Below are 14,442 nucleotides of genomic sequence, written 5' to 3' on the forward strand. Positions count from 1 at the left end.
AGATCGGGCCTCCGAATTCCCCTGGTGTGGTGTCAGGGACGACTCCGGGCTCAGGCCGGGGAGGTCCCCCGATGCGTCGTCAGGAGCCGGGCCCGCGCGATGCCTGCATGACGAAGGCACAGCCGCCCGCACAAGCGCAACAGCAGCGCTCCTCGGCCGTGCATCCGACCCGGAATAGCTCGGCTGATCGTTGTGCGCCGTTGCAGGTGTGTGCGATGCAAGCTGCCCCACTAGACTCGACGCCCGCATGCCCCGATGATCACCTGCCGGAAGGACCACATGTTCCAGGACGCTCCGATCTATCACCAGCTCGTTGCGGAGCGAGGCGACGTACCGGCGCGAGTACGTGACGCGGCCGCGAGCATACGTAGTCAACTCGACGCGGTGATGGCCACAGGCGCCTCTGCCGGCCTCTTTGAGCCCCGCACGCCTGCGGCTGGCCCTGAGGTCCGCTCGATGTCTGCGCTGCCGCCCGGACTGCAGCAGCGGTAAACAGCCCCTGTCCTGCCGCTACCGTTCGATCTGAGCCGGTCTCATGCCGGTCCGTCCGGCAGCACGGGTGCCACGACTTCCTGTCGCCAACGATTTGCGTTCCGCGGCAAGGTGCCTCCGGGTACCTCAGAACTGGCCCTGCAGCCAGTACGGTTCGCGACCCCGCTGATGGCGGCCCGGCCACGCCGGCCGCCATCGTCCACGAACGCGGTGGCGGGCGGCTCCTGGCCAGCTGTGCCGGCCGTTCACATACCGCGCACGATCCGGCGACCGCGTCACCCTCTCCTTCGTCCTTGACCCCTCGCCCTCGCACACGAGATCAAGGCCCACGCCCCGCACTGCCGCGTGCTGTTCACCGTCCACGAGATGAAGCGGCTCGGCCGCGACGCCGCCGAGCTCACCGCGCCGGCCGACCACCTGACGGCCCACGGCCTGGTCCTGGAGATGCTGGCTGGCCCGCTGCCCGGAAGCTACGACCCGTCTGGCCCGGGCCGGATGCTCTTCGAGCAGATCCGCCCCGACCTGATCATCCCCGCCGGCAGGCGCACGGGCCGGAACCCCGGCCTGGCCGGCATCTACCGGGCCCTCGCCGAACACGAGAAGGCCCAGGGGTACCCGGAAGCCGTCGCTCAGGCCCACGCCGATTTCGCTGAACTCCGCAAGACCCCGAAGCAGGCAGGCTCACCGTTCCTAGAGACTGAGCGGGAGTGAGTCCTGATGCCAGGACTGGTGCTCAGCCGTGTGCCCCGAACGGTTGTGGGCACACTGGTCCCCCGCTTTCGCTCCGCGTCCGGCGCCGACGGATCGTGTTCGTGGTCCGGAATGCGGGGGCGGGTTTCCTCACGCCCCGGGATGCCCGGTGCGGCCTGGACGGTCCGATGCCCCACCGCATCACTCCGGTGCTGTGACGTTCAGAGCGTGTGAGGTCAGAGGGCGAGCTTGGCGACGGCTGGTCGGCCGTCGTCAAGCAGGACGCGGTAGGCGCTGTTGAATCAGCCGTCGGTCAGCTCGGTCTCGAGGCGGCAACCGATGCCCGCAGTGCTGCGCAGCAGAGCATCGAGCTGGTCGGGGGATATGTGGCGCTCGGTCTGGCTCTGTACGGCGGCACACTTCCGGTTGCGGGGCATTGACTGGAGCGGCGAACGGCCACTGGGGCAGTTCCCCTGCTCTCCTGCTGGGCGAACAGGGGAACTGCCTCGGTGCTCGGTTCAGCGCGGGTAGGGCAGGTCGGCTTCCAGGGTGCCGGCGGGGCTCGTGTGGAGGGTTCCGTCCGGTCCGCCGAGCCGGAGCTGCCAGGGGTGGGGGCTGTTGGTGGTGACGCGGAGGCGGTCGCCGTCGCGGTGCAGGTGGAAGCGGGCCGTCTCGCCCGGCCCGTCGGGGCGGGGGATCACCAGTGTGTGTTCCGTGCCGTCGGCGAAGGCGTGGACCCGCAACTCGACGCCGTCGGCCCAGGCCGAGACGGGGTGCTGGTCGTCGGCGGCGAGCGGGATGACCGAGTCGGGGCGGGCGAGCAGCGGCAGGGTGTGGAAGCCGTGGTGTTCGCGTACCCAGCGCGGGCCGGTGACCTGGTCGCCGGTCAGTACGTTCGTCCACGTCCCCTCGGGCACGTAGTACTCCACCGTGCCGTCGTCGGTGAAGACGGGCGCGACGAGCAGGTCGTCCCCGAGCATGTACTGCCGGTCGAGTGCCGCCGCGCCCGGGTCGTCGGGGAACTCCAGCACCATGGCCCGCATCACCGGGATGCCGGTGGTGTGGGCTTGCTGGGCGGCGCGCTGGAGGTAGGGGGCGAGGCGGTGTTTGAGGCAGGTGAACTCCCGGGTGACCTCGACGGCTTCCTCGCCGTAGTCCCACGGGACGCGGTAGGAGTTGCTGCCGTGCAGTCGGCTGTGCGAGGAGAGCAGGCCGAACTGCACCCAGCGCTTGAAAACGGTGGGGGTGGGGGTGCCCTCGAAGCCGCCGATGTCGTGGCTCCAGAAGCCGAATCCGGACAGGCCGAGGGAGAGCCCGCCGCGCAGTGACTCGGCCATGGCGTTGAAGTGGGACTCGCAGTCGCCGCCCCAGTGGACTGGGTACTGCTGGCCGCCGGCGGTGGCGGAGCGGGCGAACAGCAGGGCCTCGTCCTCGCCGCGCTCCTCACGCAGCAGGTTGAAGACGGCCTGGTTGTAGAGGTGGGTGTAGTAGTTGTGCATCCGCTTGGGGTCGGAGCTGTCGTGCCAGACGACATCGGTGGGGATGCGTTCGCCGAAGTCGGTCTTGAAGCAGTCAACGCCCTGGGCGAGCAGGGTGCGCAGTTTACCGGTGTACCAGTCGCGGGCGGCCGGGTTGGTGAAGTCGACCAGGGCCATGCCCGGTTGCCACAGGTCCCACTGCCATACGCTGCCGTCGGCGCGGCGTACCAGGTAGCCCTCACGCATGCCCTCGTCGAACAGGCGCGACTTCTGTGCGATGTACGGGTTGATCCACGCGCTGATGCGCAGGCCCTGCTGCTTGAGCCGGGCCAGCATGCCCTCGGGGTCGGGAAAGGTCTCCGCATCCCATGTGAAGTCGGACCACTGGTACTCGCGCATCCAGAAGCAGTCGAAGTGGAGGACACTCAGTGGGATGCCGCGTTCGGCCATGCCACCGACGAAGCGGTTGACGGTGGCCTCGTCGTATTCGGTGGTGAAGGACGTGGTCAGCCACAGCCCCAGTGCCCATGCCGGGGGCAGAGCCGGACGTCCGGTGAGGGCCGTGTAGCGGGCGAGGATCTCCTTGGGGGTGGGGCCGTGGACGACGAAGAACTCCAGCGACTGGTCCTCGACGCTGAACTGCACCTGGCCGACCGACTCGGAGCCGACCTCGTAGCTGACCCTGCCCGGGTGATTGACGAAGACGCCGTATCCGCGGTTGGTCAGGTGGAACGGGATGTTCTTGTAGGCCTGTTCGCTGCTGGTGCCGCCGTCGGCCTGCCAGATGTCCACGCTCTGCCCGTTCTTGACGAACGGGGTGAAGCGCTCCCCCAGGCCATAGACCAGCTCTCCGACTCCCAAGGAGAGCTGGCCGAGCATGTGGTGGCGGCCCTCGGCGTCGGTGACGAAGCCGGTGCCGCGCTCGCCTGCGGAAGTCAGCACGCGGCCGCCGGCGGTGAACTCCAGCCGCCACGGCTGCTGCGTGTCCACGCGCAGCGTCAGTTCACCGGAGGCCAGTTCCAGCACCGCTCCGTCCCGGCGCACCTTGCCGGCGTCCGCTTCGGCGCCGGGCAACGCGAACTCCGGTCCCCGGCACGCCGATCCGGCGTGGTGGGTCGTCCGCACGCCGATGATTCCCTCTGCTGGGGACCAGCACTCCACTGTTAGCAGCGGGCTGTTGAGGGTGTCACCGCGCCGGCTCACGTGTTTCACGGGCGCGTACAGGGTCATCCGGTGGTCGTCGGCGCGGACGTCGGCGACCTCGGTGGCGTAGCGTGCCGTGCAGCCGGGACGCATCAGCCAGTAGCCGTCCGTGAACTTCATCGGGCAGGTTCCTCCGTGCGCGTACGGTGTGCGGCGATCAGGCCCCGGTACCAGTGGTAGCTGTCCTTGGGGGTGCGGGTCAGGGTGTCGTAGTCGACGTGGACGAGGCCGAATCGCTGGTCGTAGCCGCGTGCCCACTCGAAGTTGTCCAGCAGCGACCAGACGTGGTAGCCGCGTACGTCCACACCGGCGGCGATGGCGTCGGCCACGGCGGTGAGGTGGTCGGCGAGGTAGGCGATACGGTCGGGGTCGTGGACCTGGCCGTCGGGCGCGACCGTGTCGGCCTCCGCCGAGCCGTTCTCGGTGATCCAGATCGGTGGCGCCTGCGGGTAGCGGGCGTGGAGGCCGCAGAGCAGCTCGGTGAACGCGGACGGGACGACCGGCCAGCCCATGGTGGTGTGCCGGGTGCCGTACGGGTCCAGCTCGGCCACGCCGATGTCCACGGCAGTGCGCTGCCCGGGGTCGGTCAGGCGATGCGGTGCGGCGGCCACGGTGGTGGGCCGGTAGAAGTTGACGCCGAGGAAGTCCAGCGGGGCGCCGATCAGGTCCAGGTCGCCCGGCAGCCGCCAGGGGCCGCCGGCGAGCCCGGCCCAGGTCTCCGCCTCGTGCCGAGGGTAGCGTCCGGCGAGGAGCGGTTCCGTCCAGATGTCGTTGTGCAGGGTCTCGGCGCGGCGCAGGGCGGCGCGGTCCTCAGGCCGGTCGGAGGCGGCATGGATGCGGTCGAGGTTGAGGGTGATCCCGACTTCCCGTGCGCCTGCGGCACGCAGCTCCCGTACCGCGAGGCCGTGAGCGACCAGCAGGTGGTGTGCGGCTGCCAGCGCGCCGTGGCCCTCCTCGGCCCCGGGCGCGTGCCGCCCCTCGGCGTAGCCCACGAAGGCGGCGCAGTAGGGCTCGTTGAGCGTGATCCAGCGGTCGACCCGGTCGCCGTAGCGTTCGGCGGCGAGGGCCGCGTACTCCGCGAAGGCCTCGGCGGTGTTTCGTGTGCGCCAGCCTCCTCGGTCCTCCAGGGCCTGTGGCAGGTCCCAGTGGTAGAGGGTGACCGCGGGTGAGACTCCGGCGGCCAGCAGCTCGTCGATCAGGCGGTCGTAGAAGTCCAGGCCCTTGTGGTTGACCGGTCCGGTGCCCTGGGGCAGCAGCCGGGGCCAGGCGATCGAGAAGCGGTAACCGTCCACGCCGAGCTCGCGCAGCAGGGCGACGTCCTCGCGGTAGCGGTGGTAGTGGTCGCAGGCGGTGTCGCCCGTGGCGCCCCCGAGCGTGCGCCCGGGGGTGTGGCTGAAGGTGTCCCAAATGGACGGGCCGCGCTCGTCCTCGTCGTGGGCGCCCTCGATCTGGTAGGCGGCGGTGGCGGCGCCGAAACGGAACCCGGCGGGCAGTACCGGGAAGGGCGGGGAACTCACGTGGCGATACCTCAGGGTCTCTTCGAAGTTGTGGCTGGTACCCGCTCGTGGGCAGCCGGCGAACATGCCACCGGCCCACGGCGGCGGAGCGGAGCGCTGCCCCCTGTGTGCGGTACGGCAGCTTGTGTCACGCCCTGGCTGTGTCCGCGTCAGCAGCGCTCCTGATCGGGCGCTACGGTCGTTCCCCGAACGGAGACGGGTGGCTGCGGCGCAAGGGTCACTGCTCGGGTGCGAGCCCGCGCTCGCGGAGCCAGTCCAGTTGGACGGGTGGGTTGGAGCCGCAGCCGCCGCCGTGGTCGGCGAAAGGCCAGACGGTCATGGTCCGGTCCTCACCCGCGTAGTGGTTGAAGGCGGCGTAGACCGTGGAGGGCGGGCAGATCGGGTCCATCAGGCCGACGCTGAACAGGGCCGGTGCGGTGGCCCTCTGGGCGAAGTGGACGCCGTCGAAGTAGTCGAGGGTGGCGAAGGTCGGCTCCACGCGATGGGGGCTGTGCCAGCGCAGGTACTTGGCGATTTCCGGGTAGGGGCCCTCACCGGTGATCTCGACGGCGCGGCGGAAGTGGCACAGGAACGGCACGTCGGGCATCACCGCCGCCACCTTGTTCCCCAGGAGTCCAGCGACGGCGAGGGCCAGTCCGCCGCCCTGGCTGCCGCCCGCGACCACGATTCGGCGGGCGTCGAGGCCGGGCAGTTCCGCGACGGCGTCCACCGCCCGCGCGCAGTCGGTGATCAGGCGCCGGTAGTAGTAGTTCTCGGGCGAGTCGATGCCGCGGGTCATGAACCCCTCGGCCCACTGCGTGCCGTCGCCCTGGGTCCGGTCCGGGGTGTCGTGGCCCTGGCCGCGGCTGTCGACGACGAGCTGGGCGTAGCCGGCGGTGGACCAGAAGAGGTGGTCGGTGGGCAGTCCGCGACCGCCGCAGTAGCCGATGTAGGTGACGACGACGGGCATCGGGCCGTCGGCTCCGCGCGGGCGGAGCAGCCAGGCGGCCACCGGTTCGCCGTTCCAGCCGGGGACGCGCAGGTCGTCCACCTCGACGGTGTGCAGCCGGAACCGGTCGGTGACGCGCTCGGCCTTCACCTCGCCGGCCTGTGATCGGGCGTCGTCGAGGGTGCGCTGCCAGAAGGCGTCGAAGTCGTGCGGTGCGGTCGACACCGGTCGGTAGCCGACGAGTTCGTCAAGGCCGAAGTCGGTGAGAGGCATGGGACTTCCTCCGGATGCAGAGACGGCGAAGCGGCGGGGTGATGGAACGTGAACAGCGCGAGGACTCCTGGGAAATGGGCGACGGCCCGTCACCACCCGAGGACGAGCGGCCGCGTGGGGGTCATCAGCTGCTGGCCGCGGCTCACGCGAGCACCGCGCAGCCACCGGGCTGCAGTTCGTGTGCCACGGCACCGGTGAGCAAGTCGTGGGCGGGCTCCGGCAGGGGCAGGGTGTCGGTGCGGTGGTTGATCAGGACGCGCCAGCGGCGGCCGTCGGGCGCGTGCCGGGTGACGGCTTCGACACCGGGCGGCAGGCCTGGCAGTTCGGGTTCGACGTCGGCCTCCTTCAGCAGTCGGCGGACCAGGGCGCCGTAGCAGGTCTCCTCCAAGCGGGTCGAGAGGTACCAGCCCTGCCCGGTGCCGTAGCCGTGCCGGGTGAGCGCGGGGCTGCCCGCCAGCATGCCGTGGGTGTAGGCGGCGAGCGTCTGAGCGCCCTCGGCGCGCACGGACTCGCTCCAGACGGTGCTGTACGACCCGTCCGACAGGGCGATCCGCTCCTTGCGCCGCAGCGGCCGGTACTCCTCGACGCGGATGCCCAGCGCCTCGCGCAGCGGCCCGGCGGGACAACCGCCCAGGCGGGCGTGCAGGCGCTCGTCGACGAATCCGCTCGCGTGCTGGACGAGCAGCGTCCCACCGCCCTCGACGTAATGGCGCAGGTTCTCGGCGCCCGCGTCGGACATCAGGAACAGGGCCGGTGCGATAACGAGCCGGTAGCGGCCCAATTCGTGTTCGGGGTGGGCGAAGTCGACCGTGACGCCCGCGTCCCACAGAGCTCGGTGCGCTCGGCCCAGTGCCTCGTGGTAGTTGAGGTCGGGGGAGGGCAGGCCGTCCGTACTCAGCGCCCACCAGGCGTCCGAGTCGTGGAGGACGGCCACCGGCGCGGTGACTGTCGATCCCGCCAGCTCTCCGAGCCGGGCGACCGCCTCGCCGACCTGCGTGACCTCGCGGAAGATCCGGCTGTCGGGGCCCGCGTGCGGGACCATCGCCGAGTGCCACATCTCGGCGCCGGCCCGGGACTGCCGCCACTGGAAGAAGAGGGCGCCCTCCGAACCGCGGGCGATGTGCCCGAGGGTGTGGCGCAGGATCTCCCCGGGCTCCTTGGCAAGCACCCGGTCACCGTCGTAGACGGTGCTGGTGCCCTGTTCCATCAGCAGCCAGGGGCCGCCGCCGGCCAGGGAGCGGGTGCGGTCGGCGTGGAAGGCGGCGTCGGCGGCGGCGTCCAGGCCGGGAGCGCTCGGGTACTGGTCGGATGTGACGATGTCGAGTTCGCGGGCGAGGGCCCCGAGGTCGATGTTCTGGTAGGCGGGGAGCATCAGGTTGGTCGTCACCGGCCGGTCGCTGTGCGCGCGGATCGCGTCACGCTGCTCGCAATAGGCGGCGATGATCTCGTCCGACCAGAAGCGGTGGAAGTCCAGTGCTTGGCCGGGGTTCTTGTGCCACTGTGTCGCACGCGGCGGCAGCACCTGCTCCCAGGAGGTGTAGTGCTGGCTCCAGAACGCTGTTCCCCAGGCCTCGTTGAGGCCGTCCAGCGAGCCGTGGCGGGCGCGCAGCCACACCCTGAAGACCGCGGCCGTGTGGTCGCAGTGGCAGAGCGTGCCGTACTCGTTGTGCACGTGCCACAGCGCGAGGGCGGGGTGGTCGCCGTACCGCTCGGCCAGGGCGGAGGCGATCCGGCGGGCCGCGCTGCGGTAGGCGGGTGCGGTGAGGCAGTAGGTGTCGCGGCTGCCGTGGGTGAGTCGGGTGCCGTCCGGGGTGACCGGCAGCGCGTCGGGGTGGGCCAGGGTGAACCAGGGCGGCGGGGAGGCCGTCGGGGTGGCGAGGTCGACGGCCACGCCGCCCGCGTGCAGGCGGTCGATGCGGGCGTCCAGCCAGGCGAAGTCGTAGCGTCCCTCCTCCGGTTCCAGCAGGGCCCAGGAGAAGACACCTATGGTGGCCAGGTTGACCCTGGCCTGGCGCATGAGCGTGTCGTCCTCCTTCCAGACCGGTTCGTCCCACTGCTCGGGGTTGTAGTCCCCGCCGAAGGCGAGCCCGCCCAGGCGGTCGGTGATGCTGCGTGTGGTCATGACGGTGCCTTCGTACGGAGGGTTCGGGCGCTGTTTCCGGGCCGCCCGACCCTCTGTTCGGAGAGTCGGGCGGTGCTTCCGGGCAGAGGGCGGTCGGTCACTGGTGCGCCTTGGGGTGTGTCGCGGCGTCAGAAGCCCGCGACACCCCAGGAGCTGGCGGTGTAGTTGCCGGGTCCGAACTCCCAGCCGGCCATGATGCTGTTGAGGTACTGGTCGTTGGTGTAGTAGCCCCTGTTGATGCCCCAGTTGAAGAACGGGGTGAGGCTGCCGGACCACCAGCCGGACCTGCTTGTGTCCAGGTAGCTGATGGTGTGGCTGACGCCGTCCGGCCAGTTGTACTCGTAGATGTTCCAGGTGCGGCCGCCGAGGCTGACGTTGGTCTCGGTGGGGATCGCGTTGCCGTTCGCGTCGTAGGCGTTGGCCAGCGGCTTGGTGTTGGACCAGTTGAGCCAGATCATCAGCTCGTTGTGGGAGTTGCGGTTGGTGGGTCCGGCGGTCGGGTCGATGAAGATGTCGTACGTGGCGTCGTAGTAAGAGCCGGAGTTCGGGTACGCCGACTGGCTGAACCACGTCGTGTTGTTGGGGCTGATGGCGCTGAGCTTCTTGGGGAGCGTGGTCACCGGGGACGTGGTGCCCCAGTCCTCGCCGTCGACCATGGCGACGAAGCCGGTGCCGGTCGAGGAGTTCACACCCCAGGAGTTGTCGTTGGCGTACCAGGTCGAGGCGTTGCCGCCGGTCGGGTAGTACTTGAAGTAGTACGTCGATGAGGCTGCCGCTGCCGAGTTCGGCAACGTGAGAACGAGAGCCAGAGCCGCGAGAAGCGCGGCCCAGCCGACACGGAATTTCATCAGCCCTCCTGAATGTGTGCTGAGTGGGGGGATCACACAGGAGAGGAGGCGTCGGTCGTCCTGCCCTGGCGGCAGGGCCACGTCGGTCTCCCCTTCGGGACGGCGGGTGCGGAGCGCGGTGACCGGGAGCCGGACCTCACACCGGGTCGCCGTAGAGGACTCCGCGCCCGTTGGTCCCGAAGTAGACGCGGCCGTAGACCCGGGGGTCTCCGGTCATGGTGTTGCCGGTCCAGGCGTACTGGTGGCGGTCGTCGTTGACGCGGGTCCAGGTCCGGCCCGCGTCGTCGGACCGGAAGATGCCGCGCACGCCGCGGATCTTGGAGCTGGTGTACACGGCGGGGTACGCGGCACCGGGCGCGGCCTTGCCGAATCCGACGACGTCGCCCTCGTCCACCGCCTCGAACCTGGTGAAGGACGTTCCGGAGTCGGTCGACCGCCACAGCCCGTACGGTGTGGGGGTGGTGGGCTTGGTGGTGCCGCCGGCCAGCCAGATGTCGCCCTCGTGGCCCGGGACCGGCTTGAACCGGACGTTGCCCGCGGTGGGCAGACCGGTCGCCGCCGTGGCCTTGAAGCTCTTGCCGCCGTCCGTGCTGAGGTAGAAGACGCCGGAGGCGTAGGCGTAGAACTTCGCGGGGTTCACCCGGTCGGAGCGCACCGGGGCCCCGGCCGGCAGCCCCTTCGAAGCCGTCCAGGTGGCACCGTGGTCGTCAGACCAGCTGACCGGCGCGCCGGCCGGTGACCAGACGATGCGTCTGCCGTCGGCGCTGATGGCGACGGCCTGGTCGTCGACTCCGGGCCCGGTGACGCCGGACGGCTCGCTGCCCGAGGGTGTCCAGGTGTCGCCGCTGTCGGTGGAGACGGCGAAGTGCTGGGTCCAGCCGCTGGTGGGGTTGCCGACCCGCACGATGGTGTGGGGCGCCAGCTCCGCGTAGTCCAGGGCCGGGGTGGCGCCGAAGGTCGGGTTGTCGTACATCTTCGTTGCCTTGTGCAGATCCGTGTGGCGGAAGCCGCCGACGTCGCCGACGCCCGAGAAGAGGTGAGCGGGACCGACGGGTGGGCTGATCACGCAGCCGATCGAGCACTCCTCCAGGCCCTGGGCCCGCACTGAGATGTGCACCGTGCCGCCGCTGTCCCAGTCGGTCAGGTTGTTCGCGCCGTAGATCGTCGCGCCGGTGCCGTACATGAAGTGGTCGGAATCGAAGGGGTCGATCTGGACGGACTCCATCATCCAGCCCAGCTTGGGGGTCATCTCGGGAAGCGACGGCGAGGCGTTCCAGGTCAGCCAGGGGGCGGCGGAGATGTCGATGTCGTAGCGCAGGGTGCGCTCGGAATTCGGGCCCAGGTCCCACACGCGGGTCCAGCTCGCGCCGCCGTCGGTGGAGCGGAAGAGGATGCAGTCGGGGGACCAGTTGACCTGGGTGGACACCATCAGGGTGTCCGGGTTCTGCCGGTCGATGGTCAGGCCGCTGTAACCGTATTTGTTGTCGTCGCTGGTGGACGGGACCGGGCTGATGCGGGTCCAGGTGTCGGTGGCGGTGTCCAGCTTCCACACGTCGCCCTTGGAACCGTCGTAGGGGCCGGCGGTGTTGCTGGTCGCCAGGTACAGGTAGCCGCCGACGTGGTCGAAGACCGCGTGGTGCGGGATGAAGCCGGTGGGCTGCCCGGGGACGCGTTCCCAGGTCGCTCCCGCGTCGGTGGACCGGTACAGGATGTTGTCCTTGTCGGCGACGGTGACGTAGAGGGTCCGGGTGGCCCTGCCCGCTCTGCCGGTGCGCTTGTCGAAGACGACTTGCAGCACGCCCAGGTTGTCGCCGTTGTAGCCGTCGGGATCGGTGGGGTCGATGACGAAGTTGCCCGGGTTGGGGAAGCTGGTCACCTTCGCGAAGGTCTTGCCGTGGTCGGTGCTGCGCCACAGCCCGTGGCCCCCGCGCACGCCCAGGTAGAGGATCCTGTTGCGGTTGGGGTCGATCACCAGCCGCTCGCCGATGCCCCGGCCGGGCATGTTGCCGCCCAGCCGGAACGGCAGGGGTGTCGTCTTCCAGGTACGGCCGCGGTCGGTCGACCGCAGGATCGCCGCCATGCTCGGGTCCCAGTCGGGAAGGGTGTAGGTGCCCGCCGCCAGGTAGACGCGGTCGGGGTCGACCTCGTCGGTGGCGATGCTGATGATGCCGGTGTGTCCGTACTCGTCCCAGCCGATCCAGTCGGTGAGGGGCAACCACCGCCGGGACGCCGTGTCGAGGCGGTAGGCGCCGCCGATGTCGGTACGGGCGTACACCAGTCCGGATTCGCGCTGGCTGAAGACGATGCCGGTGACGAAACCGCCGCCGACTATCTCCGCGTTGCGGAAGATGTAGGGCGTGGATCCGGCCGCTCTGGCCTGTCCGGCCTGGCGGGCGGACGCGGCGGAGGGGGCGAGCACAGGGAGGGCGGCCGCCGCCGCGCCGGCGGCCAGCAGACCTCGGCGGGAGAGGTGCGGGGCATGGGGCATGGCGGGTCCTTGCCTTTCGGGTCCGGGTCCGTACGGGGCCTGCGCACAAGCAGCAGTCCGGCGGCTCTGGCGTGGTCGGGGAGGGTGGGCGGATGGTGTCAGCCCGTCCGGGCCGACCGACCGTCCGTGAGCAGGTCGTGGCCGGTGACAGGGAGGCGGTGGTCGGTGTGACGTGTCACCGCCGTCTGTCCCGCGAGCATGAGGGAGGTGCTGGAGTCGTCGTGGCCCTCCTCGGGTTCGAACAGCGCCCGCGAGAACACGCCGACCGTGACGAGTTTGACCCGGGCCTCGCGCATCAGCAGGTCGTCCTCCTGCCGGACGTGCCCGTCCCCTGCTCGGGGTTGTGGTCATCGCCCAAGGCGAGGCCGCCGAGGCGTTCGGTGATGCGCTGCGTCATGTGCGTCCTCCTAGCCCTTGATCGCGCCGGTGAGCATGCCCTTGGCCAGATGCTTCTGAAGGAACGGGAAGGCGACGACGACGGGGAGCAGCGTCAGCACGATCACCGCCATCTGGAGCGACAGCGGAGCCGTCAGCGATTTTCCGTCACCGAAGCCGGAGTTGGTCTGGCCGGGCATGTTGAAGCCGAGGCTGACGTACTGGTACAGCACGTACTGAAGCGGCCACTTCCTGCTGTCGAGCGGCATATAGAGCATGACGTTGAAGAAGGAGTTCCAGTAGGCGACGGCGTAGAACAGCGTGACCACGGCGGTGACCGCGCGCGACGTGGGCAGGACCACCGACCACAGGATGCGCCACTCGCCGGCGCCGTCCATCCGGGCGGCGTCGATGAGTTCCGTGGCGGTGCCGGAGTAGAAGGCGCGCAGCACGATGATGTTGAACACGCTCACCGCGCTCGGCACGATCAGCGCCCAGTACTGGTCGTAGCCGCCGAGTCCCACGACCACGAGATAGCTGGGGATCAGTCCGGCGCTGACGAACATGGTGACGATGAGCAGCATCAGAATCGTGCGGTGGCCCAGCGATCCCCTGCGGGAGAGCCCGTAGGCGCACAGCACCGAGATCACCATCGAGAACAGGGTGCCTACGACGGTGATGCCGAGGCTCACGAGGAGGGCTCGGGCGACCGGGCCGCCGTGCAGGATCGTGTCGTAGGCGTTCAGGGTCAGGTCATGCGGTACGAGGACCATGCCCCCGGCCTCGTTGATCGCTGCCTGGGTGGACAGACTGGTGATCACCACGGACCAGAGCGGAACCAGGATGGCGAGCAGGATGACGACGAGGACGGCCGACTTGCCGGCCTGACCGGCGACGGACGGCGGCTCCTCCCACGCCGGGCGGGCGGGGTTGCGGCGGCGGGCAGCCGTGGCGGCTGCGGTGAGAATGGTCATCGGCGGTACAGTCCGTCCTCGCCCAGGGCGTGTGCGAGCTTGTTTGCGCCCCACAGCAGCAGCAGGGAGATGACGCTCTTGAAGATGCCCGCTGCCACGCCGTAGCCGTAGTTGTTGGTGGCGATGCCGTAGTAGAAGGAGAAGGTGTCGAGGACGTCGGCCGCGTCGTGCCCGACCGCCGCCCGCTGGATGAGCAGTTGCTCGAATCCCACGCTGAGGATGTTGCCGAGGCGCAGGACCAGCATCAGAACGGTGACCGCGCGGATGCCCGGCAGCGTGATGTGCCACAGCCGGCGCCACCGGCCCGCGCCGTCCACGGCCGCCGCCTCGTAGAGGTTCTGGTCGATCGCGGCGAGCGCGGCGAGGAAGACGATGATCCCCCAGCCGGACTCCTTCCACACGACTTGCGAGGTGACCAGCAGTTGGAAGGTGTGCGGGTCGGTCATGATGTTCCACGGCGTCATGTCGTGGTTGCGCAGGAACTGGTTGAGCAACCCTGCCCCACCGAGCATCTGCTGGAACAGGGTGATCGTCAGGACCCAGGAGAAGAAGTGGGGCAGCAGGGTGACCGACTGGATGACCGACCGGATCCGGCTGCTGAGCACCGAGTTCAGCAGCAGCGCGAGCATGATCGGCACCGGGAAGAAGAGCACCAGCTGCACGAGGCTGAGTTCCAGGGTGTTCTTCAACGCCTGCCAGAAGAGGGGATCGCCGAACAACTGGCGGAAGTTGTCCAGTCCGACCCAGTCGCTGTCGATCACGCCGACCAGCGGGTCGTAGTACTTGAAGGCGACTATGTTCCCGAGGATCGGCACGTAGTTGAAGACGAGCAGCAGGACGACGACCGGCAGGGTCATCAGGATCAGGGACTTGTCGCGGCGCAGCCGCATCATGAAGGTGAGCTTCGGGGCGGAGTCCGCCCGGGCCGCCCGGCGCCCGGCCGCTTTGCGTCGCGGCTCGTGGTGCGGGCTGTCCGGGCTGACGTCGACGACTGTGGTGTGCACCCGTCCTCCTTGGCTCGGCTCGTTCCGCCCGGGTCGCGGTCTGCGTCGCG

At 69.7% G+C, this 14,442-nt stretch carries 11 protein-coding genes and 1 pseudogene; 1 reads left to right on the forward strand and 11 read right to left on the reverse strand.

Going from position 1 to position 14,442, the window contains the following annotated elements:
- Positions 1-858 precede the first annotated feature (858 nt).
- A complete protein-coding gene (locus CRP49_RS35615; RefSeq protein ID WP_257033614.1) occupies positions 859-1,203 on the forward strand; it encodes a hypothetical protein in 345 nt (114 codons plus the stop codon).
- On the opposite strand, the pseudogene CRP49_RS48340 reads toward CRP49_RS35615, so the two are convergent.
- From CRP49_RS48340 to CRP49_RS35665, 11 genes and pseudogenes are all read right to left on the reverse strand, one after another.
- A pseudogene (locus CRP49_RS48340) lies at positions 1,183-1,394 on the reverse strand (IS200/IS605 family accessory protein TnpB-related protein); the annotation flags it as partial. The gene CRP49_RS35615 and the pseudogene CRP49_RS48340 sit on opposite strands and share 21 nt — an antisense overlap.
- 90 nt (positions 1,395-1,484) lie before the next feature.
- On the reverse strand, positions 1,485-1,619 hold the full coding sequence (locus CRP49_RS48345) for a hypothetical protein (RefSeq protein ID WP_257033615.1): 135 nt from the start codon (positions 1,617-1,619) through the stop codon (positions 1,485-1,487).
- A gap of 81 nt (positions 1,620-1,700) precedes the next feature.
- A complete protein-coding gene (gene yicI / locus CRP49_RS35625) occupies positions 1,701-3,983 on the reverse strand; it encodes an alpha-xylosidase (RefSeq protein WP_097257015.1) in 2,283 nt (760 codons plus the stop codon).
- A complete protein-coding gene (locus CRP49_RS35630; protein ID WP_257033616.1) occupies positions 3,980-5,380 on the reverse strand; it encodes a GH1 family beta-glucosidase in 1,401 nt (466 codons plus the stop codon). The genes yicI and CRP49_RS35630 overlap by 4 nt, the downstream gene beginning before the upstream one ends.
- A gap of 217 nt (positions 5,381-5,597) precedes the next feature.
- Positions 5,598-6,581, reverse strand: coding sequence for an acetylxylan esterase (locus tag CRP49_RS35635; RefSeq protein WP_097257017.1), 984 nt, complete (start codon positions 6,579-6,581; stop codon positions 5,598-5,600).
- A 142-nt stretch (positions 6,582-6,723) separates the two neighbouring features.
- Positions 6,724-8,703: a beta-galactosidase gene (locus tag CRP49_RS35640; RefSeq protein WP_097257018.1), complete on the reverse strand. Its 1,980-nt coding sequence runs from the start codon at positions 8,701-8,703 to the stop codon at positions 6,724-6,726.
- A 128-nt stretch (positions 8,704-8,831) separates the two neighbouring features.
- Positions 8,832-9,551 (reverse strand): cellulase B precursor, encoded by a 720-nt coding sequence (locus CRP49_RS35645; protein WP_097257019.1) that lies wholly within the window; start codon positions 9,549-9,551, stop codon positions 8,832-8,834.
- Between the two features lie 136 nt (positions 9,552-9,687).
- Positions 9,688-12,039 (reverse strand): sialidase family protein, encoded by a 2,352-nt coding sequence (locus CRP49_RS35650; protein WP_097257020.1) that lies wholly within the window; start codon positions 12,037-12,039, stop codon positions 9,688-9,690.
- A 98-nt stretch (positions 12,040-12,137) separates the two neighbouring features.
- Complete coding sequence (locus tag CRP49_RS47115) at positions 12,138-12,335, reverse strand: hypothetical protein (protein WP_097257021.1); 198 nt, start codon at positions 12,333-12,335, stop codon at positions 12,138-12,140.
- A gap of 111 nt (positions 12,336-12,446) precedes the next feature.
- Entirely contained in the window at positions 12,447-13,388 is a 942-nt protein-coding gene (locus CRP49_RS35660; protein WP_097257022.1) for a carbohydrate ABC transporter permease, read from the reverse strand.
- Complete coding sequence (locus CRP49_RS35665; RefSeq protein ID WP_097257023.1) at positions 13,385-14,392, reverse strand: sugar ABC transporter permease; 1,008 nt, start codon at positions 14,390-14,392, stop codon at positions 13,385-13,387. Before CRP49_RS35665 ends, CRP49_RS35660 begins: the two co-directional genes overlap by 4 nt.
- Positions 14,393-14,442: the final 50 nt, after the last annotated feature.

It is taken from the genome of Streptomyces sp. Ag109_G2-15, assembly GCF_900215565.1.
GTDB lineage: Bacteria > Actinomycetota > Actinomycetes > Streptomycetales > Streptomycetaceae > Streptomyces > Streptomyces diastatochromogenes.

What these genes read in the sequence shown, in the direction of transcription:
- CRP49_RS48345 (WP_257033615.1), bottom strand. Translation starts at nt 1,619, where the DNA reads ATGCCCCGCAACCGGAAGTGTGCCGCCGTACAGAGCCAGACCGAGCGC.
- CRP49_RS35650 (WP_097257020.1), bottom strand. Translation starts at nt 12,039, where the DNA reads ATGCCCCATGCCCCGCACCTCTCCCGCCGAGGTCTGCTGGCCGCCGGC.
- yicI (WP_097257015.1), bottom strand. Translation starts at nt 3,983, where the DNA reads ATGAAGTTCACGGACGGCTACTGGCTGATGCGTCCCGGCTGCACGGCA.
- CRP49_RS35645 (WP_097257019.1), bottom strand. Translation starts at nt 9,551, where the DNA reads ATGAAATTCCGTGTCGGCTGGGCCGCGCTTCTCGCGGCTCTGGCTCTC.
- CRP49_RS35640 (WP_097257018.1), bottom strand. Translation starts at nt 8,703, where the DNA reads ATGACCACACGCAGCATCACCGACCGCCTGGGCGGGCTCGCCTTCGGC.
- CRP49_RS47115 (WP_097257021.1), bottom strand. Translation starts at nt 12,335, where the DNA reads ATGCGCGAGGCCCGGGTCAAACTCGTCACGGTCGGCGTGTTCTCGCGG.
- CRP49_RS35660 (WP_097257022.1), bottom strand. Translation starts at nt 13,388, where the DNA reads ATGACCATTCTCACCGCAGCCGCCACGGCTGCCCGCCGCCGCAACCCC.
- CRP49_RS35635 (WP_097257017.1), bottom strand. Translation starts at nt 6,581, where the DNA reads ATGCCTCTCACCGACTTCGGCCTTGACGAACTCGTCGGCTACCGACCG.
- CRP49_RS35615 (WP_257033614.1), top strand. Translation starts at nt 859, where the DNA reads ATGAAGCGGCTCGGCCGCGACGCCGCCGAGCTCACCGCGCCGGCCGAC.